This is a genomic window from Clostridium oryzae (assembly GCF_002029235.1).
Classification (GTDB): Bacteria; Bacillota; Clostridia; order Clostridiales; family Clostridiaceae; genus Clostridium_AE; species Clostridium_AE oryzae.
Map to the genome: position 1 here is coordinate 1 of NZ_MZGV01000046.1, position 21,666 is coordinate 21,666.

Here is a 21,666-nt window from a genome sequence, read left to right on the forward strand (position 1 = left end):
ATATAAAAAATATCGTTATAAATGCTGCTAATACACTTAATATAAATTTATCATACGATGACAGTGTATTAATTCTTTATATAAAATTAAATTAGATTCTAAAAGCAAAGGATTGTTAAGAATATGGAGAAAAATAAGTTTCAGGTTTTTAGGGACAAACTATATAATAATGTAAGCAAGGTAATTGTAGGAAAAGAGGATAAAATAAATAATATAATTATTGCATTTATTTGTAGTGGACATGTACTCCTTGAAGATGTACCCGGTTTGGGTAAGACAAAACTTTCTAGGGCACTAGCAAAGTCGCTGAATTGCACATATAAAAGAATACAATTTACACCTGATTTATTGCCTTCTGATTTAACAGGGGTATATTTCTATGATCAAAAAAGTGGCGAATTTGAGTTTAGAAAGGGACCACTATTAAGTCAATTTGTTCTTGCTGATGAAATAAATAGGGCTACACCTAGAACTCAATCAGCTCTATTGGAATGCATGGAAGAACGACAAATTACAGTTGAAGGCAATACTATTAAATTGAATAAACCATTTTTTGTAATAGGAACTCAGAATCCTATAGAACAATTTGGAACATTTCCTCTCCCGGAAGCACAGCTAGATAGATTCTTTATGAGAATAAGTTTAGGATATCCTAAGTATGAAGAAGAAATTGGTATAATGAATAGATTCATAGAAAATGAGCCGCTTGATACTTTGGAGTCTGTCATTACTATTGAAGAAATACAATACGTTCAAAATAACTATGTCAAGGTACATGTGAGTGATGAAATAAAAAGGTACATATTAGATATAATAACTGAGACTAGGAATTACAAAGGTATTGAGGCTGGATGTTCTCCTCGTGGTACGTTAAATCTTATGAAAGGAAGTCAGGCGTGTGCAGCCATTAGTGGAAGAGATTATGTAATTCCAGAGGATGTAAAAGCAATGGCGATTCCTATACTCAGTCATAGGATCAGCATTTCTAATGGACTGGATAGCGTGGATGCAATAATAGAAAACATACTAAATACTGTAAAAACACCCATGGAACAAGTTTAGGGAGGACTTATCTTATGATAATGGGTTATTTGGCATTTGTATTATTATGTGCGTCCCTGTATGTTTTTGCTTCGTTAACAAAAAGCAAAGGCTTTGAAAAACTAGATATAATCAGGGATATAAATAAAAAATATGTGCAGCAAGGTGAGCGGTTTGATATCAATCTAATTATTGAAAATAAAAAATGGCTTCCGATTTCGTTTCTTCAAATTACTGAAAAATTTGATGATGGTATAGAGTTAGTAGATAGCAAAAATAGTGAGGACAGGGAAAATCAATATAAAAGTTCATTAAGCGTACTTTGGTATCAGCGTATTAGAAAAAGGTATCGTGCTTCAATAAATAAAAGAGGTGTTTTTTATTTCAGAAGTATGAATGTGTCCCTGGGAGATTTGCTTGGTTTTAGCTATGACCAAAAACAGATTAATGATGTAAGAGAAATAGTAGTATATCCTCGAATAAAGTCTTACTATAAGTTAACCGTCAATGATAAAAGTATTATGGGTGAAACTATCGTAAAAAGATGGATATACGATGATCCATTGTATATAAAAGGAATAAGGGAATATAACATAAATGACAGAATGAAAGACATACATTGGAAGTCAAGCCTTAAAATGAATAAACTTATGGTAAAGGAATACGATTTTACTGCTGAAAGGGAAATTATTATTATAATAAACACACAGTTTGGTGTGCCTTTCTATAGTTTTGTAGATGAGGAATTAATAGAAAGAAGTATAGATGCAGCACTTTCAATTGTAGTAGATGCTAAAAATGTTGGAATTGCCGTTGGATTGTGGACAAACACTCAGATAGTGAGTTATTTTCATGATTTTAAGGATGAAGTGCAAGCCAGTGGCAACAATTACAAACATATATTGGAATTACTTGCTAGAATGGATAGTAATTGTAAAATTGAGTTCAGCCAATATATTTTAGAAAAAGAAAAAAGTTTTAATAAAAATACTGTGTATGTTATAGTAACAGCCTATCTTAATGAAAAGGATATAGGTATGATATACCAATTAAGGCATAAAGGTTGCAATTTTAAAATTTTAGATACATCTTTGAATGGAACTGTCCCTTACATAAAAGGTATTGATAAAGTTAGATATAGTGTGGAGGGCAATGTAAATGAAAGTTAATAAAGATAGCATTATTTCTAAATATATAAATTCAAACTTAGAAATAATATATGGAATAAGTTATAGTATATTTTGCTATATCATGTGGGCTATTATTTCTAACGCTGTACTATCAATAACACCTGATTATGTAGTACTAATAGCGACAGTAATATGTGTTATTATTCGAAACGTTGTTTCTATGAATACAACTAACAAGATGATGCTATTAACTGTCCCTATGTTTTCTGCTATAATTTTACTAGTGATATTGCATTTTGAAATCAGCAATATTGTGTCAGTTATTATGATATGGTTTGTAATATTAACTATAAGCAAAAAAGATAGTGTTAAAATGATATATGGTGATTATATAAGTTATGCAAGAATCACTATATATATATTAATAGGTTTGGGAATAGTACTATTTTATATTAGGTCAAATTATATGATGCACGTAATAAGATGCTATTTTATTTATTTATCATCCATAATATGGTTATTACGGGAAGCAAGAAATTATTACAACAAGACAAATAGTAAAAAGAAATATTTATGCAATTTTGGAATAGTGTCATTTATTCTTATAATGTCTATTCAACCAATTTATATATTTGTATTCAATATAATAAAAATAGTAGCAGTGACAGTTATAAAGGTAGTAATAGATATATTAACTGTAATACTAGAACCAATAAATAAAATAATGAATATTTTATTTGATGGTTTATATAATTTTCTTTCAAAATTAGCTGATAGAACATCTAAAAAAACATTAGATAGATTATTTGGGAGTGATAGAAATAAGAAATCGGTACATTTTCAGCAGTATAAAGGTTTTCCACCAGCAGTAGAAATATTTATAAAGATAGTTATTTTAGTTGCTATTATAGTTATCTCTTATATAATAATAAAGAAATATATAAGTTCAAAAAATGAGATTTATAATAAAAAGAATGCTGTGAATATCGATGAGATTAAGGAAAAAATTACAGAAATAAAAGGGGACAGAAAAAGCGCTTTACGTATATTAAAAGATATATTTAAAGCTAAGGACTATAGGACTCAAATATGTAGAAAATATCAAACGTTTTTAAAGATAACTTATAAAAAGAAAATTTTTAGACCTCATATGACTGGCTTGGACATTATAAATATGACTAAGAATATGCCTGACAGTGAGAACATAGAAAATATAACTAATATATATAATGAAAGTAAATTTTCAAACCATGTTATAGAGAAAGAGAGATTAGAAAAATTTAAAAAGAGCTATTCACATATAAAAATAAGATAAATAGAAAATATGAATTTTGAAAGGCAGTCGATACAATAGTTTAGACTGTCTTTATTTATGCACTTTTTGTAGAAGCTAATATACTAGAAATAATATTTTTGTATTTGTCGTTATTAGATATCAGATTAAATCCAGTTTTGCATAATCTGGATATACTAGCTTCACTTGAATTCCCAAAATATGAGCAAATATCTTTATGTCTAAAATTACATAGAGAATGCAGTACAATAGCACATATACTCTTTTGTTCTGTATTTTTTCGAATATATTTTAGATGAACATTAATGTATGAACCTGTTATTTGTGATATAAGCTGTATAATGTCATCTGGATCAAAGTCTCTTAGATATACATCTCTGCGATTGTAGTTAGTTGAATGAGTTTCGAATTCGACATTATGTAATATATAAGAAGAATTTTCTAACTTGAGCATATAAGAATATTTTTTAATTGAATTTCTTTTTTGTTCATCCAAAAGTGCAAGAATAAAATTAGTATCAACTATTTCATAACGATTATATGCAATACCTAAGAATATTCCGAGACTTGAATATGGGTATTTTTCAATACAATTTTTGAATTCAATAATATCCTTTGGATTATTATGAATGTATAGGGATAACGCAAGTAGATATTTGTTGTCTGTAACGATTTTGCTTTTAAATCTGTCTTGAAAAAGATGCCCATGCCTTTTATATTTAGAGTTGTAATATATTGCATAGCATTGATTTATTGATTTCATTATTTTACTAATATCAGCGCCACAACAATCTATTATTATGTGTGCATGATTGCTCATTAGGCAATAAGCATATACCTTGAAAACAAATATCTTTTGATATTTATTTAATAAATACAGATACATATCTTTATCTTCAGAATTTCGAAATAAATTAATTTCGCTTATACTTTTTACCATTATATGAAATGTAGACTGTGGATTTTTTATTCTTGCTCCTCTAGGCATAATTGACTCACTTTCGAATTAGATTATATTTATCTAGATTATTGCCTAAGTTGTGTATTAATAAACAGTACTGTGAAAAAATATTTGACTAATATGCAGATATGTTTTTATAATTTAGAAGAGGCACATTAATATATATTTCAGTATGATAAATGTATAATTTTACAAGCGGTTTATTATGCTTTTACCGACTAATATACTGCTGCAAATTGCCGAAAATAATATGATATATATGTCGAAAGCATGTAAATTTATTTTAAAAGTGAATGATTACATATTAAGATAAATTAATTGTTATGGAGGAAAGCGACCAGATGAATAAAATTTATAATGGAATAGTAATATTTGGAGAAATGGGTTCTGGAAAAGATACATTAGCTAGAATGATAGAAGATATAAGAGATGATTCTAAAATATATAATATGGGTGTACTTTGTAGGGAAATGATGAAGGTAGCCAAGGTTAATCCTAAATGGAAGGGACAGGAGAGATTTATTGGTCAAACAATAGCAGACAAATTTAGAGAATTAGATATAAATATTATGTGTGATTACATATTGTCTCTTATATTAGGGGATAGTCTTGTATCAATAGATAATAATGAAGATTATGTGAATTCTATTACAAATGAATTGAGAAATGTACGTAAAAATCAATTGAGTATAATTGTTGGGGGGCGGACTCTAACAGATTTTGAATATTGGAGAAAATTGGATTTCTTTATGTTAGGTATAAAAGTAGGTGAAAAAGTTAGAGAGACACGTCTTAAAGAAAGAGATGGAGCGGAAACAGCACAAAATAGTAGTTCAAAGCATAATACAGAAAAAGATGTTTCGTATATAATTAATAATTTGTGTGATGCGGTTATAGTTAATGATGGTACATTAGATGACCTAAGAACAAATATTAATAGTGTACTAATCCAAAACAGGATTTGATATATAATAAAGTGATGTATACAAATTAATTAATAGTCATATAAACTATAATTTGCGCTTTTAATGTACATTATAAAGTCCAATGGAATAATATATATAAACAAAGTATTTTGTTACAAGTATTAAATTCAGAATGATTTTTAAGTATAAACCATTGCAGTTTATAAGGCTATACCTATTTCTATATAACTATGTTATATAGAAATAGAGTAAAGGAGGATATAAAAATGAGTTGCTGTCATAGAAGATGTTGCTGCACCAGGGTAACTAGAAAAAAAGTGAGATATAGAAGGCCTCAAGTTGATAGAACTCTACTTGCTGGAATATTCTTATTGCTTTTAACAAGACTATTAAACAATGCAGGTGTGGCAGGAAACAATAGAAATACAAATGTTATAAATTTGAATAGCAATAATGATGATAATCCATATGATTTAGAATGTGAATGTGGATGTAAAAAATGTAGTTGTTAATAATAAGCTGTATCAAAATAGGTGAAAAGCCTATTTTGATCAGCTTATTTTTTATGCTTGTAGGGGACAGAACAATATAAATTGTCTCAGCTCACTTAATAATATAATATCAAAATATTATTACATTATGAAAACGATACATTTTTAGACTTAACGACTTTATAAAAATAAATATACAAATTGAAAAAATTAATTTTTTTATATATAATAATGAAAAAGATTAATCTGATACTTGATTTTAATTATTGAATAATGTATTATAATACTTGCTAAATCAATTTTGGTATTATTGGTATTATATTCATTAAGTAATGATGCATTATTGTACAATATTTAATGACATTAAGGGGGATGAGAATGGAGATATCGAATTATGAAGTGAATAAAGGGTTAAGCCCAGTGGTCATAGAAACAAAAAATCTTGTAAAAGCATTTAATTTAGGGAATCAACGAATAAAGGTATTAAATGATATAAATCTTGTCATAAATGAAGGAGAATTTGTTTCAATTATGGGACCTTCAGGATCAGGAAAAAGTACATTACTATATCTTATCGGAGGACTTGATTTGCCATCATCTGGTAATGTTAAAATTAATGGCAAAGAAATGGTGAAAATGAATGATCGAGATCAGAGTATAATGAGACGAAGAGAAATAGGTTTTGTGTTTCAATTTTATAATCTGATACCAAATTTAAATGTAGAGGAAAATGTTTTACTACCTTTGTTACTGGATGGTAAAAAGGTAAAAAATTATCAAAACAAGCTAAATAAAATACTTGAAATTGTTGAATTATCGAATAGAAGAAAACATACTCCAAGGGAATTATCAGGAGGACAGCAGCAGAGAGTTGCTATAGCAAGAGCTTTGATGGAAGATCCTCAGGTAATACTTGCAGATGAACCTATAGGAAATTTGGATAGTAAAACCGGTATGGAGATAATGAAATTATTAAGGCAAATAAATTTAGAGGAGAATAAAACAATTGTTCAGGTAACTCATTCTACAGAGGCTGCAGAATATGGTAGAAGAGTTATTTACGTTAAGGATGGAAGGGTTGTTGAGTAATATGAGAAAGAATAAACTAATTTTAATAATGTTATCAGTGGCTGCGGTTGTATATTTGGGGGATGTTCATCTGGAAACAGCCAGGATAAAAAAGTCATAAAACAGGTTCGCCAAAAGGATAATGTGGTAGATGCATCTGGGATTGTAATGTTTTCAAGAACTAAAAATGTAGTTATATGCATGCCTCCTGAATGTAACATTAAAATAAAAAAGATGTATGTTAGTGATGGAATGAAGATTAAGAAGGGACAGAAGTTAGCAGAATTAGATTTATCAGAATACAATACTTTTATAAATGAAAAAGAAAGCACTATTGAATCTGATAAGCTTTTAAGAAAAGACATGCAGACTTATAACCAGAAAAAGGCACAGGATAAAAAGATAAAAACTGAGCAGGAAGAATTAAACTCCATAAAAGGGATGCTTAAAAAGAATAACATAGTAGATGGAATACTTATAAACACAATGAACGATGGTATTATCAGTGATATTGGATATAAGGATGGAGATTTATTGAATTTGCAACAAAAATTTATGACTATTACTGATTCGAAAAGTTTGTACATACAAGCTAATGTTGATGAGGAGTTTATTAAGGATGTAAAGGATGGAGCAGATGCAACTATAATTCCTACCTTTGATAGCTCAGCTAAACTTAAGGGGGAGGTTAAGAAAATATATAATACAGCAATAACTCAAAATGGTCAGACGTATGTACCTGTTACTATAAAAATAGATAACAACAATTTGAAACTCTTACCTAATTACAATGTTGATGTTGAGATTCAACATGACTAGAGGAACGTGCTATTACAGTTTAGGTAGGAGATGATGAATTGAAGATAATAATTAAATTTATTCTGAAAAATATTAAAGAAAAAAATTGAGAACCCTCCTTATAATGATTTCTGTAGCAGCCTCTTGTGCTTTATTTTTAGCATCCAATGGAGTAGCTCAAAGTTACAAAACATCATATATTAACATGTTAAGAAGCAGTATAGGAGATGCTGATATAACTGTAACAGCTAAAAGCAATCAGCAATCACCATATATAACTACTAATAGAATATCTGTTTTTAGAGATAGAATACAGTATGCGGTTGGCGAGATTAATGGTACTGCAAGTTATGAGATTAACCCAAATGAGAATGTTTCAGTATCATTAGTTGGTGTAGATTACAATGATTTGATGATGATTAATCCTGTAAACTTATTGACAACATCAGGTATTAAGCCATTTACAGGTAATAAAATCATAATTAGTGAAAATACAGCAGAGAAATATGGATATACAGCTGGGGATAAGATAAAAATAACTTTTAATAATAATAAAGAAACATTCAATGTAACTGCAATAGCTCAGCAGACATCTTTATTTATGGGAGAGCAAAGAAATATTATAGGTATCATCCCTAAAGAAACCATGTGTAAACTAAATGGGCAACTTGGAAAAGTTGACACTATATATGTAAAAGCTAAAAATAACGGGGACGTACCTAAACTAATTAGTAGCATAAAAAGTGTTTATAAGAATTGTGATGTGAAGGTATCGATAGATCAAGAAGAGGTAAGTCAGTCACTTCAGATGATTACTGTACCATTTGATATGATGTTGCTTGTTGTATTAATAATGAGTATATTTATTATATATACTGCATTTAAAATGATAGTTATTGAACGAATGCCAATAATAGGTACGTTTAGAAGTATAGGAGCAACAAAAAGAGTAACAAATTCAGTATTGATAATCGAAAGCATAATCTATGGCTTTTTTGGTGGAATTGTAGGGGACGCACTTGGTATAGTTATATTATACGTAGTAGCAGTAGTGATGAATCCATATAAGAACTATTTCACGGCAACTCTTCATATCGATGCAATGTTGCCTGTATGGACTTTATTGTTTGGTGTATTTGTATCATTTATAAGTTCAGTTTTGCCAATTAAGAGCGCTTCAAAAATATCTGTCAAGGATATTGTTTTAAATAGAATAGATGATAATGGCAAGATAAGCGAGAAGAAAACAGTTATTGGATTGATATTAGGAGTACTTAGTATAATTGTACCTAGATTTAATATTCAAAATCAAACTGTTGGAATTCTTGTTGGCGCATTTTCCATGGTTTCCATAGTAATCGCAGTTGTAATGGCTATGCCATTATTGAGTAATATATTTTCATTTTTAATTAAATATTTGTATGCGCTGTTTTTTGGTAATGAAGGAGAACTTGCAATTAAGAATATTAGAGACAATAAGAATATTATAAATAATATATGTTTAATGAGTATTGGTATATCAGCGTTACTGATGATAAATGTAATAAGTTTAAGTGTAGCTAAAGAGGTTAGTAAAGCTTACGGTGCTTATAACAGTAACATAATTGTTGGTCCTAACTATGGGGACAGTACCCATCAAAATATACCAATTGTGAAGGATACAGATAAAATTGCTGCGATGAATGGTGTATCTGGAACTGCAGGAGTTTATGAATATTATAATGCTAAAGTTGAATTAAATAATGGCAAAGAAGGAAGCATAATGTGCCTTCAAGCTATAGCAGTCCATAAGTTTGCCCGATATATAAATGTAGACTTTCAAAACGGAAAAGGAGTGCCAAGAAACTTTGATGATAGCAGAAATATATTAATCGCAGCTCAACTGAAAAAAATACTCAATGTTAATAATGGCGATTACATAACATTTAATGTAAATGATAAGAAAAAAAGTTATAGGATAGTAGGTGTATTTGACACACTTATGGAAAATGGAAATTATGCTATAATTCCTGAAAGATATATGAAAAATGATTTTGGTAGTAGGAAATATAGTATGATATTTGTAAGGACATATAAGAATGAGAATGTAGTAGCTAAGAATATAAAGCAGAAATATAAAAAACAAGATTATTATGTTGAAACCTTGGCAAGTATGGAGAAGAGGAACGATAAAAGCAATGCTCAGATGATGAGTCAGCTAAAGCCTTTTCCACTTATATCCTTAATAATAGGTGCTTTTGGAGTAATAAATAACTTCCTTATAAGTTTTATTGAGAGAAAGAGATCTTTTGCAGTTATGGCATCCATTGGTATGAGCAGAATGCAGAACATAAAGCTGCTTCTTATTGAGGGTTTAACTACAGGTATTATTGGTGGAATTACAGGAATAATTACAGGATATATAATGACGACGACTATGCCTCTTATAATGCGAATACTTAATTTTTCAATACCTATGCATTATAGTGCTTCGTTATTTGTTATGAGTTTTATACTGTCAGTCGCGATTAATCTTGCAGCTTCCGCGGTTCCTGCTATAAAATCATCTAAATTGAACATAATTGAATCTATAAAGTTTGAATAGATTCATAATTTGCCAACAGAAAACAACTTGATATATAGTTATCCACAGATAATAGTATATTTTATATAAAAATATATAGTTATCCACTGAAGTTATTAACATTATCCACAGCTTTTTATCCACAATATATGTAGATAACTTTGAATTTATTGATATATAAAATTTTAATTATAAGAAAATAGTCACGATTCTTACAACCGCGACTATTTTCTTATAAATTATTATCTTATTGCTTAGCTGTTTTTTACTTAAGAGCAGTTTCATAAACGTTCTTTACTATTTCCTTTGAGGCTACACCTTCATGTACTTTTACGCCATCCACATAGTATGTAGGTACATAATAGTAATCGTATCTGTCTGCTATATCAGGATGAACTGTCTCATCAATAATCTTCATTTCTACATCTGAGAACTTAGAGTTCTCTTTTTTTAGCTCATCCATCCAATTAAAAGCCTGTTGACAATAAGGACAGGTAGGCATCATAAACATTAATACTGACTTCATATGTGTAGTATCCTTCTTTCAAAGTAAAGTTTAACAAATTTTTATATGTTACAATAGTGAACTTAAGTTTTTCTTTACATCATCGATATTTTTTCCGCAGCGATTAGCATAATCTTTTAGCTGATCAGATGTGATTTTAGACATCTCAAAATATTTTGCATATTCTCCACCAAAATATAACCCGCATACACTGGCACTAGGAGTCATCATATAACTTTCTGTGAGGGACACACCCGTACTATTAGTATCAAGAAGCTCGAAAAGTTTAGTTTTCTCACTATGGTCACGTAAAGAAGGGTAACCAAATGCTGGTCGTATACCTCTGTAATTACTTTTAGGTAATTGGCCTAAAGGTATAGCTTCATCAGGAGAGTAGGCCCAATAGTTTTTCCTAACTTCCATATGAAGGTATTCGGAAAAGGCTTCAGCGAGTCTATCAGCTAGTATTTTGACCATTATTGAACCATAATCATCTCCTGAAGCTTTTAACTTTTCACTATACTCAGCAGCTCCAATACCTGCAGTTACTATAAAACCACCAATATAGTCTTTAACTCCACTATTTTTAGGAGCGATATAATCTGAAAGGCATCTATAAATATCAGATTTATTTTCTTGCTGTTGTCTTAAAAAATTAAAAGTCGTTAAAAGTTCATTTGACTTAGGATCATAAAGTTCGATACTGTCCCCTATAGAATTAGCAGGAAAAATACCGAAAGTTGCATTAGTTGTAATATATTTTTCCTTTTCTAAGATGTCTAAATATTTATTAGCATCTCTTAAGAGCTTCGTTGCTTCCTTTCCATATTTAGGATCATCCATTATTTTAGGGTATACGACACCCATATCCCAAGCAATAAAGAAAAAAGTCCAGTCAATATATTTTCTCAGCGTAGCTATAGGAAAATCTATTAAATTTTTTATGCCAGTAAATTTAGGTACGCTTATATTTGTATGAGCCCAATCAACTTTATAAGCCTTGTTTCGAGCTTCCTTTAATGAAATAAATTTTAGATCTACTTTGTTATAAGTATTTTTTATTTCTTTATATTCGCTATATAATTTGTTTATATATTCATCACAAGTATCAGGGTTAACTAAATTTTTAGCTACTTCTACTGCTTTTGAAGCATCAGTTGAATGTATAACCTTTGAATATTTAGGTGAAATCTTAAGAGCAGTATGAACTTTTGAAGTTGTAGCTCCTCCTACCATAAGAGGTATAGTGAAGCCTTGTTTATTCATTTCATCTGCAACATGAATCATTTCATCCAAAGATGGAGTAATTAATCCGCTTAACGCTATTATATCTGCATTTTCTCTTCTTGCCGTTTCTAATATCGTTTCACAGGGAACCATAACACCTAGGTCTATAACTTCAAAATTGTTACAAGCGAGCACTACTGAGACAATATTTTTGCCTATATCATGTACGTCCCCTTTAACTGTAGCGAATATAACTTTTCCGCTGCTGCTTTTCTCACTTTTATTCTTTTCTGCTTCTATGTAAGGAAGCAGGTAACTAACCGCTTTTTTCATAACTCTGGCACTTTTTACAACTTGAGGAAGGAACATCTTTCCTGCTCCAAATAGATCTCCTACAGCACTCATTCCATCCATTAGTGGTCCTTCTATTACATTTAATGCCTTAGTACTATTAAGTCTTACCGCTTCGACGTCTTCGTCAATAAAATCAGTTATACCTTTAACTAAGGCGTATTTTAGGCGCTCTTCACAAGAAGCCTCACGCCATGCGAGCGTATTGTTAGTTTCAACTGCACAACTATTTTTATAATTTTCAGCAAACTCAATTAGTTTCTCAGCAGCATCCTTAAATTCATTAAGAACTACAGCTTCAACTATTTCAAGTAAATCCTTAGGAATATCATCATATATTTGTATCATTCCTGGATTCACAATTCCCATATCCATGCCAGCATTTATAGCATGATATAAAAATACTGAATGCATAGCTTCTCTTATTGAATTATTTCCTCTAAAAGAAAAAGAAAGATTACTAACTCCACCGCTAACTTTAGCATAAGGGAGATTTTCCTTAATCCATTTGACTGCGTTAATATAATCAACCGCATAGTTATTATGTTCCTCTATACCAGTAGCTACAGCCAAAATATTAGGATCGAATATAATGTTTTCAGGCGGAAAATGGACAGTATCAACTAGAATATTATAGGCTCGCTTGCAGATTTCTATTTTTTTATCATAAGTATCAGCCTGACCATTTTCATCAAAAGCCATTACAACTACACCAGCACCGTACTTTTTAATTATGTTAGCGTGTTTTATAAATTCCTCCTCACCAGTTTTAAGTGAAATAGAATTGACGATACATTTACCTTGAATAGCTTTAAGTCCAACTTCCAGAACTTCAAATTTAGACGAATCTATCATTATTGGTACTTTTGCAATATCAGGTTCACTGGCTATAAGTTTTAAAAAGTTATCCATTTCTACTTTTGCATCTAAAAGACCATCGTCAAAATTTACATCAACAATTTGCGCACCATTTTCAACCTGATTTTTGGCTATGGATAAGGCTTCTTCGTATTTCTTTTCTCGTATAAGCCTTGCAAATTTAGCGGATCCTGCTACATTTGTTCGCTCACCTACATTTACAAAATTATTCTCTTTATTTATCTTAACAGGTTCTAAACCACAAAATATAGTTTCTCTATCTATATTAGGAATTATTCGCGGAGGTATATTTTCAACGGCAGAACTTATTGCTTTAATATGACCGGGAGTTGTACCACAGCAGCCCCCCACAATATTTACATGACCTTCTAAAGCTATTTTTTTGATTATTTCAGCAGTTTCTGCTGGTTTCTCGTCATAAGAACCTAAGCTATTTGGAAGTCCGGCGTTGGGATGAAAACTTATATATAGAGGCTGAGTTTGCGATAATTTTCTTATGAACGGCAGCAAGTCCTTTGCACCAAAAGAACAATTGAGTCCAATACTGATAATTCTATGATTTTTCATGCTTTCAGCAAAGGCTTCAAGTGTCTGTCCCGATAATATTCGGCCGCTTTTATCTGCGATTGTTCCAGAAATCATTAATGGGAGGGACAGATCTAATACATTTAGTATATTATCTGCAGCTACTATAGCAGCGCGTGCATTTAAAGTATCAAAAATAGTCTCTATTAATAAAACATCCACGCCACCGTCAACTAATCCCTTTATCTGAGTTTCATAGGCAGCTACGAGCTCATCGAAGCTAATGTTTCTAAAACCAGGATTCTCCACATCCGGCGATAGTGATGCAGTTTTATTTGTTGGACCTACAGAGCCCGCTACGAAACGAGGCTTACTAGGATTTTTAAGGGTATATTCATCTGCTAGTTTCCTAGCTATTTTCGCGCCTTTCAAATTCAATTCATACACTTTATTTTCCATACCATAATCTGCTTGAGATATAGGATTTGAATTGAAAGTGTTAGTTTCTATTATGTCTGCACCAGCCTCTAAATATGATTTATGTATAGAAGCGACTACAGAGGGATTAGATATATTTAAAAGATCATTATTTCCCTGCTGTTTCCTATCATAGCTGCAGCATCCGCAAAACTGATCCTCACTAAGGTTGAATTGCTGTATGCTGGTTCCCATAGCACCGTCAAGGATCAATATCTTTTTTTTCAAACAATCCTTAAGATTATATTTCATAAATGCATACCTCGTTTCATCATGCCTGTATAGATTACTTAGCTGTAGCTAAAGTTTCTCGTATACTAGATATATTTTGAATTAATTTTCTACAAATTTCAGGACGATTCATTGTGTAAATATGAATTCCATCAACTCCCCAGGATAGAAGATCAATAATTTGTTCTGTGGCATATGCAATACCGGCTTCTTTAAGTGCAGCTGGATTATTTTCATATTTAGCTAATATTCTTGAAAGTTTGGATGGCACAGATGCACCGCTTAAAGATATCATGCGCTGAATTTGCTTAGCGTTAGTTACAGGCATAATTCCAGCTGAAACAGGTACATTTATACCATTTTTTACAGCTAGATCTTTAAAATCATAAAACCTATCAGTATCAAAGAATAACTGCGTAATTAGAAAATCAGCTCCGTTATTGACTTTTATCTTAAGGTTTTCCACATCATCTTCAACACTTTTGCACTCAAAGTGCCCTTCTGGATAGCATGCACCTCCAACGCCTAAATTGCTATTAGTTTTTATATATTTTACAAGATCACTTGCATAATGATAACTGCTAAAGTTAAGTAAGTTCTCAGAAGTATCTGCAGGTAAATCGCCTCTTAATGCCATTATATTGTTAATATTATTTCTGTTAACTTCATTAAGAAAGGCTTTTAACCTATCTTCTGTTAGTGCAATACAGGTTAAATGAGCTAATGATTCAATATAGTATTTGTTTTTTATTATTGATGCTATCTCTATAGTCTTATCTCTAGTACTGCCACCTGCGCCATAAGTTACACTAATAAAATCAGGTTTTAGATCTTTCAAAGCATCTATTGTGTCATATATAGTGTCGATAGAGTTATCTTTCTTTGGAGGAAAGATTTCAAAGGAAATAACAGTTTTTTTTGATTTGAAAATATTTTTTATTAGCATAAAAGCCCCCCAATATTAAATAATTGATTAAAAATTGAATATAAATAAAAATGCTATTTTATAAGAAAAATAGCATACAAATCACCATCTTTCTTATCTGTCAGAAAAATTAATTCTGCTGGAATTAACACCTTATACTTCGTATATGCATAAAAATCCATGAAGTATAGGTTGTCGGGCGTCAACGGGCCAGTCCCTCAACCACTCTTGATAAGAATAATTATTTAATTGTTAAAGCTATTTTAAAGTATAATTATAAAAAAGTCAATGTTTCAAAGGCTGTAAATATAACTAAGTTAATAATTTAAGATATCATGAAGAGTAAACTGCTAATTAAATTATAATTAATAATTTAGAACTATTTATGCTTGTAAAATAATAAAATATGGTAAGGTGAATTAATAATTACGGAGGAGTTAGTGATGAATAATTCTTTGGATTTCTTACTTGGAGTGTTGGAAATAACACTGCTGGACCTGACGCTGTGCGGTGATAACATAGGTGTAATTGCCTTAGCAACAAGGAATCTGCCTAAAAAGTTTGCAAAGCTTGCCAGCATTATTGGAATATCTGTAGCTATAATATTAAGGATATATTTTGCTGCATGTATATCGGTATTTCTTAATATCAAATGGCTTCCAATTAAATTTTTTGGTGGTATTATACTTATAAAAGTCACTTGGGATTTGATTAAGCCTCAAAAGGCAAAAGAAAATAAAGAAATTGGGGACAACGAGAAATTTTGGGATGCGGTAATATCAGTAGTGGTAGCTGATATTAGTATGAGTTTAGATAATGTACTTGCAATTGCGGGAGCAGCTAATGGTAATTTTATGCTTATAGTTTTTGGAATTCTTCTTAATATACCAATAATCTTTTGGGGGAGCCAGGTAGTTGTGAATGTGATGAATAAATATGGTATAGTAATTTACATTGGGGCAGCTATACTAGCCTATACTTCTATAAAAATGATTATTGAAGATGATTTTGTTGGCAAATATATACATATATCTAACTTAGCAGCCGGTTTGCTTCCTAAAATATTTGCACTAATAACTATGGTATACGGGCTGTATGTCATATATTGCAGAAAAAAACAGTAACATATAATTGCAGATACATAGTAATTGACTAATAAGATATCATGCAGATACCATTGGCAGCAGATAGTATTTTAACTGGAAAAAATTATTTATAGTAATTTATTATTCTAATGTGTAGGATTTTTATGCAAAGTTAATATCTATAGGGGACTATTGATAGAAATATGAAGTTTCTATACAATAAAATAGTAAATATAAAATAATAGAGTAGTATTTTATACTTTGCTATCTGTTATTTACTTAATGAAGATATATATTATAGAATACAGGTGATTTAATGTTTTTTCAAAAAAGAAAAGCGATGAAAGAAAAAGTTGAAAATGAGAAGAAGCTTAACAAATTGCAGGATAGAGAAGTAAGGTACGTTACAACTCGAGATGAAAATAATATAGAGACAATAATTGGAAAGTACGGTTTTATTACGATTGAAGACGGAATTTTTATCATAAAGTGCAATGATAAAGAAGTATTTAAACATGGTGTTTCAGATCTTCAGGGATCAGAGCTGATGAGTTTAGATGGTATAATTTTAAGTTATACAGATAAAGAAACAGGAATATTTAATGAAGTTATTGCTTATTATAAATATCATAGAAAATAGGGACGGATTTGATTTATTGATTTCTAAAAAAACTTGGGGACAGAACCATCAGTTTTATACAAAATGCTGAAACTGATAAAGACTGTCCCCGACATTTCTGATTTTTATCTGTATCTTAGGGGACAGTCTTTATCAGTTATTTAACTTTTATGTGTTTAAAGGTTTTAATGTTATTAGCGTAGTCGGCTACCACATCACCATGACCAATAAGTTTATATTTATATATTTGAAGCCCGTCAAGTCCTACAGGTCCTCTTGCATGAAGTTTGTTTGTGCTTATTCCTACTTCTGCTCCAAAGCCATATCTGAATCCGTCACTAAAACGTGTGGAACAATTCCAGAAAACATTAGCAGAATCCACAAGATTCATAAATAACTCCGCATTGCTTTTATCTGAAGTAATTATGCAATCAGTATGACCAGATCCATAGGTATTAATATGCTCAATTGCCTCCATTAAATCTGAAACTACTTTTATAGACAACTTGTAATCAAGGTATTCAGTTTTCCAATCTTGTTCGGATGCAGTACCAATATCAATTATTTCTCTTGTCTTGTCACATCCGACTAGCTCTACATGTTTTTGATCAAGTGCCTTCTTTAATTTTGGGAGTACATCCCTAGCTATATCTTTATTAACAAGCAGAGTCTCTGTAGCATTACATACAGATACATACTGAGTTTTAGAATCTGTTACGATATTTACAGCCATATTAATATCAGCGCTTGAATCTATATAGCAGTGGCATATGCCATCAGCATGCCCCATTACAGGTATATTTGAGTTATCCATTATATATTTTACAAATTCATTTGAGCCTCTTGGAATAATTAAATCTATATAATCATCAAGCTTAAGCATTTCTGTAACGTCTGATCTGGTTTCTAACAGATGAATCCATCCATTAGCTATTCCTGCATTTTCAGATGCAGATTTAATTATATCAAATAATATTCTATTTGTAGCTATAGCTTCTCTTCCGCCTTTTAGGAGACCAGCGTTACCGCTCTTAAGGCATAAGGTTGATATCTGTATAAGTGCATCAGGCCGCGATTCGAAGATTATGCCTATTACACCAATTGGACAGCTTACTTTGTATAAATCAAGCCCATTATCCAGCTCTGTTTGTGCAAGCAGTTTACCAACAGGATCTTCAAGATTAATTAGACTTTTTATTCCGCTGAGAATATCTTCAAGCTTATGCTCATCAAATTTTAATCTCTTTATTAAAGGATCAGGAAGGCCTTCTTTTAAGCTTCGTTCTATATCATCATTATTAGCTCTAAATATTTCATCTTTACGATTAATCAGCGAATCGTAAATCATGGATAAAGCATGATTTTTAAGATCTGAGTCTGCAGAGGATAAAGTAATAGAGGCTTTTCTTGCTAGTGCAGCAGCTTCTTTTATATCCATTTAAATTCACCCCAATTGTATATTTATAAATTTAAAACAATGATACTATATTTTTATATAATACTCAATATGAATGCAATAATTAAAAAATAAAAAAGTTGTTTAAATGGCATTACAAGCCGTATGAGTCGAAGCAAATAAATTATCGAATAGCATGATAGTGGTGGCTTTTAAATTTATAAAAAACGATTGCTTTACAAATAATAGTATCATGAGTTATAATTTCTTTTGGAAAAATACCTGAAGGAAATTTAGCGTGAATTTTCTTCAGGTATAAATTTTGTAGAATAAGAGATATTATGTGATACTGTTTTAAGAAAAATATAGTTATATCCACAAATTTTTTTAAAACTAAAAATGTTTTACGAATTGTATACAAATACAATTTAAAAAGTACTATATAAAGTATACTGTGTAATATGTATTTAGGGTTAATTAGCTCTAAATAGTATATAAATTCAGTGCTGTATAATATTTTGTATAAAAATAAGAACTAATTATTTATAAATATAATTTAGAAGTGCAGCAACTGTTGTGATAAGAGAAAAATAAATATCTTAACTATTGGCTTGGAGGAAGATAGCTATGCAGAAAGTATATGTAAAAAATTCAACTGGGATTCTGAAAAAAGTGCTTTTATGTCCGCCGGATTATATTAAGTTTTACCCTATCAATGTTATAACTGAACGTTGGATGGAATTGGGTGAAACTGCTGACAAAGAAGGCTGCATGAGGGAACATAAGGAATTTGTTCAAGCATTTAAAGAAAATGATGTGGAAGTAGTTATGATGGAACCTAAGGAAGGGATTACTAATGAAGTATTTGCCAGAGATTTTGGAGCATGCATAAAAGAAGGGTATATTCTTGGCAGATTCAAAGAACATGTAAGAAGAGAAGAGACAGATGAGTATGAGCAGAAAATGAAGGAGTTAGGAATTCCGTGTGTATATAAATGTAAAGAAGGCATATTTGAAGGGGGAGATTTTTGGCTTTTAGATGAGCATACTATTGCTATAGGCGTAGTAGCAAGAACTGATATGACCGGCATAAATGAGATAAAAAAAGCTTTAGGAAAGTTGGACTATGAAGTTATTCCAGTAAGATGTCCAAATGAAAACCTGCATTTGGATATGTGCTTCAATATTGTAGAAGAAAAATTGGCAGTAATATGCAGCGAAGCTTTGCCAGAAGAATTTATAAATATACTGAAAAAAAGAAAATATACGCTAATAGATGTACCGCAGGAAGGAGTATTCAAACATTATTGCAATGTTCAAGCTTTAGGAAGAGGAAGAGTAATATCAGCTTCTAATAATAAGGAAGTAGCTTCTAAGCTTAAGAGCTTAGGTATTGAAGTTACTGCTGTTGACCTTACTCAGATATTAAAAAATGGTGGAGGTCCACATTGTATGACTTTTCCTCTTGAAAGGATATAAGTGCATAATTTGATTTGAAAATTTAAACAAGCTATAGTACAATTAACTCTAGTAGATATGTATAAAAATACATTACTAGGGGGATTAATATGAGCGTTTTACCTAAAATAGGAAATAAAGTATCGTTAACACAAAGAGCATATGACACGATTAAAGACGCCATTATTATGAATTATTTCAAGCCAGGAGATATATTATCAGAAGAGCGTCTTGCGGACGAATTAGCAATAAGCAGAACTCCAGTTAGAAGTGCACTAAAAATGTTGTCTATTGAACACCTTATAGTGTTAAATCCATCAAAGAATGTAGTGGTTTCAGATATTTCACCAAAAGATGTGCAGGAAGTGACTATAGTGAGATCATCACTAGAAACCACTGCGGTGTCGCTATTGGCATCCACTATATCGGAAAATCAAATAATTATGCTAAAAAGCATCGTAAATAAACAAGAAAAGGCTGTTCAAAATAACGACTATCAACTTTTTATAAAATTTTATTATGAATTCCACGTAGTTATCGGAGAACTTACCAACAATAAGTGGTTATTTGAAATGATAAAAAATGTTAATACAATAATGCAGAGGTACTTAATATTATCAGGTACTCTAAAACAACATTCTAAGAAGGCTATTTGTGAGCATTATTGCATAATAGATAAATTAGAAAAAGGAGATGCAAATGCTGCAGAAGCTAAAATGAGAGAGCATTTAAACAATGTAAACGAACAAATATTTATATAAAATTGGAGATAAAAATAAGTGGCAAATATTAACGTCATAAATCAGGTATTAGTATTATTTATAATAGTTTCTATTGGATATTATTGTGGGAAAAAAGCCATTATAACTGAAGAGATAAATCAAGGATTATCTGATGTGCTAATAAAAGTTGCTTGTCCTCTATTAGTTATAAATTCATTTAATTTTCATATATCACATAAAATATTAAGCAATATTATAATGATTATTATTCTCTCATTTATTGTGTACATTTTTTTTATTTTGATTAGTAAGATACTATTTATTACCTTCAACGGAAACAAAAAGAACATAGCGGAATTTTTTTCTATATTTTCTAACTGCGGTTTTATGGGATTTCCTGTGCTTTACGCAATATACAAAGATGTAGGTGTATTGTATGCTTCTGTGTTTAATATATCTTTTAACATATTTATATGGACATACGGAATTATGATTTTTAAAGGTAAGAAGAGCTTTAAAGGTATAAAGAGCATAATAAAAAATCCAGGAATAGCTTCAGTAATAATTGGGATTATAGTTATGCTGTTACCAGTCAAATTACCATATGCTATTATGCATTCTATTGAACTTGTAGGAAGCATGACGACACCTCTTTCTATGATAGTTATTGGGTTTATGTTAACTAAGATTGATATTAAAATGATATTCAGCAATCTATCTTTGTATTATATATGTTTTATTAGATTAGTGTTTGCGCCTGTGGCAACTTGGGCTATCTTATCTATATTCCATGCAGATCAATTAGTGAAGAATGTAATAATAATGTGTGAAGCAATGCCTGCGGCATCACTTGGAGCAATATTTGCACAAAGCAGCGGGAAGGAACCAGAATATGCATCACAGGTGATTTTTATAACCACCTTATTATCTGTTATTAGTATTCCATTAGTGATAATGTGCATATTATAATTTATGTTTACTTTTGGATTGTATA

The 21,666-nt window shown here is 30.5% G+C and carries 18 protein-coding genes and 1 riboswitch; of the genes, 13 read left to right on the forward strand and 5 right to left on the reverse strand.

The annotated features are described in order from the left end of the window. The first annotated feature begins 123 nt into the window (after positions 1–123). Genes CLORY_RS16645 through CLORY_RS16655 form a run of 3 tightly spaced genes read left to right on the forward strand, consistent with a single transcriptional unit; the run spans position 124 to position 3,486 of the window. Positions 124–1,062, forward strand: coding sequence for an AAA family ATPase (locus tag CLORY_RS16645; RefSeq protein ID WP_079426563.1), 939 nt, complete (start codon positions 124–126; stop codon positions 1,060–1,062). 14 nt (positions 1,063–1,076) lie between these two features. Further along, on the forward strand, positions 1,077–2,210 hold the full coding sequence (locus CLORY_RS16650; protein ID WP_079426564.1) for a DUF58 domain-containing protein: 1,134 nt from the start codon (positions 1,077–1,079) through the stop codon (positions 2,208–2,210). After that, positions 2,200–3,486: a hypothetical protein gene (locus tag CLORY_RS16655; RefSeq protein WP_079426566.1), complete on the forward strand. Its 1,287-nt coding sequence runs from the start codon at positions 2,200–2,202 to the stop codon at positions 3,484–3,486. The genes CLORY_RS16650 and CLORY_RS16655 overlap by 11 nt, the downstream gene beginning before the upstream one ends. Positions 3,487–3,541: 55 nt before the next feature. On the opposite strand, the gene CLORY_RS16660 is transcribed toward CLORY_RS16655, so the two are convergent. Beyond that, the gene (locus CLORY_RS16660) at positions 3,542–4,453 is read right to left on the reverse strand and encodes a transposase (protein ID WP_079426568.1); all 912 of its coding nucleotides are present in this window, start codon (positions 4,451–4,453) and stop codon (positions 3,542–3,544) included. Between the two features lie 314 nt (positions 4,454–4,767). Here CLORY_RS16660 and CLORY_RS16665 point away from each other — a divergent pair, with 314 nt between their 5' ends. The 5 genes from CLORY_RS16665 (at position 4,768) to CLORY_RS16685 (ending at position 10,293) form a co-directional block, all read left to right on the forward strand. Beyond that, positions 4,768–5,391, forward strand: coding sequence for a nucleoside/nucleotide kinase family protein (locus CLORY_RS16665; protein WP_079426570.1), 624 nt, complete (start codon positions 4,768–4,770; stop codon positions 5,389–5,391). A 227-nt stretch (positions 5,392–5,618) separates the two neighbouring features. Next, positions 5,619–5,864 (forward strand): hypothetical protein, encoded by a 246-nt coding sequence (locus tag CLORY_RS16670; RefSeq protein WP_079426572.1) that lies wholly within the window; start codon positions 5,619–5,621, stop codon positions 5,862–5,864. Positions 5,865–6,221: 357 nt separating this feature from the next. Continuing rightward, complete coding sequence (locus CLORY_RS16675; protein ID WP_079426574.1) at positions 6,222–6,932, forward strand: ABC transporter ATP-binding protein; 711 nt, start codon at positions 6,222–6,224, stop codon at positions 6,930–6,932. Positions 6,933–7,055: 123 nt separating this feature from the next. Next, the gene (locus tag CLORY_RS16680; RefSeq protein WP_079426576.1) at positions 7,056–7,730 is read left to right on the forward strand and encodes an efflux RND transporter periplasmic adaptor subunit; all 675 of its coding nucleotides are present in this window, start codon (positions 7,056–7,058) and stop codon (positions 7,728–7,730) included. 103 nt (positions 7,731–7,833) lie between these two features. Continuing rightward, complete coding sequence (locus CLORY_RS16685) at positions 7,834–10,293, forward strand: ABC transporter permease (protein ID WP_079426578.1); 2,460 nt, start codon at positions 7,834–7,836, stop codon at positions 10,291–10,293. 244 nt (positions 10,294–10,537) lie between these two features. Here CLORY_RS16685 and CLORY_RS16690 read toward each other — a convergent pair whose 3' ends face one another. Genes CLORY_RS16690 through metF form a run of 3 tightly spaced genes read right to left on the reverse strand, consistent with a single transcriptional unit; the run spans position 10,538 to position 15,413 of the window. After that, a complete protein-coding gene (locus CLORY_RS16690; protein ID WP_079426580.1) occupies positions 10,538–10,798 on the reverse strand; it encodes a thioredoxin family protein in 261 nt (86 codons plus the stop codon). A 48-nt stretch (positions 10,799–10,846) separates the two neighbouring features. Then, complete coding sequence (gene metH / locus CLORY_RS16695) at positions 10,847–14,488, reverse strand: methionine synthase (protein ID WP_079426582.1); 3,642 nt, start codon at positions 14,486–14,488, stop codon at positions 10,847–10,849. Positions 14,489–14,522: 34 nt separating this feature from the next. After that, the gene (gene metF / locus CLORY_RS16700; protein ID WP_079426584.1) at positions 14,523–15,413 is read right to left on the reverse strand and encodes a methylenetetrahydrofolate reductase [NAD(P)H]; all 891 of its coding nucleotides are present in this window, start codon (positions 15,411–15,413) and stop codon (positions 14,523–14,525) included. Positions 15,414–15,503: 90 nt separating this feature from the next. Further along, a riboswitch (SAM riboswitch) is annotated at positions 15,504–15,630 on the reverse strand. Positions 15,631–15,835: 205 nt separating this feature from the next. Between metF and CLORY_RS16705 the strand changes: the two genes are divergently transcribed. Next, positions 15,836–16,516 (forward strand): TerC family protein, encoded by a 681-nt coding sequence (locus CLORY_RS16705; protein ID WP_079426586.1) that lies wholly within the window; start codon positions 15,836–15,838, stop codon positions 16,514–16,516. Positions 16,517–16,793: 277 nt separating this feature from the next. Continuing rightward, positions 16,794–17,117: a hypothetical protein gene (locus CLORY_RS16710; RefSeq protein ID WP_079426588.1), complete on the forward strand. Its 324-nt coding sequence runs from the start codon at positions 16,794–16,796 to the stop codon at positions 17,115–17,117. A gap of 136 nt (positions 17,118–17,253) precedes the next feature. Here the strand turns inward: CLORY_RS16710 and CLORY_RS16715 are convergent, their stop codons facing one another. After that, a complete protein-coding gene (locus CLORY_RS16715; RefSeq protein ID WP_079426590.1) occupies positions 17,254–18,534 on the reverse strand; it encodes a glutamate-5-semialdehyde dehydrogenase in 1,281 nt (426 codons plus the stop codon). A 585-nt stretch (positions 18,535–19,119) separates the two neighbouring features. Here CLORY_RS16715 and CLORY_RS16720 point away from each other — a divergent pair. From CLORY_RS16720 to CLORY_RS16730, 3 genes are all read left to right on the forward strand, one after another. Next, entirely contained in the window at positions 19,120–19,971 is an 852-nt protein-coding gene (locus tag CLORY_RS16720) for a dimethylarginine dimethylaminohydrolase family protein (protein WP_079426592.1), read from the forward strand. Between the two features lie 89 nt (positions 19,972–20,060). After that, positions 20,061–20,711 carry a GntR family transcriptional regulator gene (locus CLORY_RS16725; protein ID WP_079426594.1) on the forward strand — a complete coding sequence of 217 codons (651 nt, stop codon included), beginning with the start codon at positions 20,061–20,063 and terminating at the stop codon, positions 20,709–20,711. A gap of 18 nt (positions 20,712–20,729) precedes the next feature. Beyond that, complete coding sequence (locus CLORY_RS16730) at positions 20,730–21,641, forward strand: AEC family transporter (RefSeq protein WP_079426596.1); 912 nt, start codon at positions 20,730–20,732, stop codon at positions 21,639–21,641. The last annotated feature ends 25 nt before the right edge of the window (positions 21,642–21,666 follow it).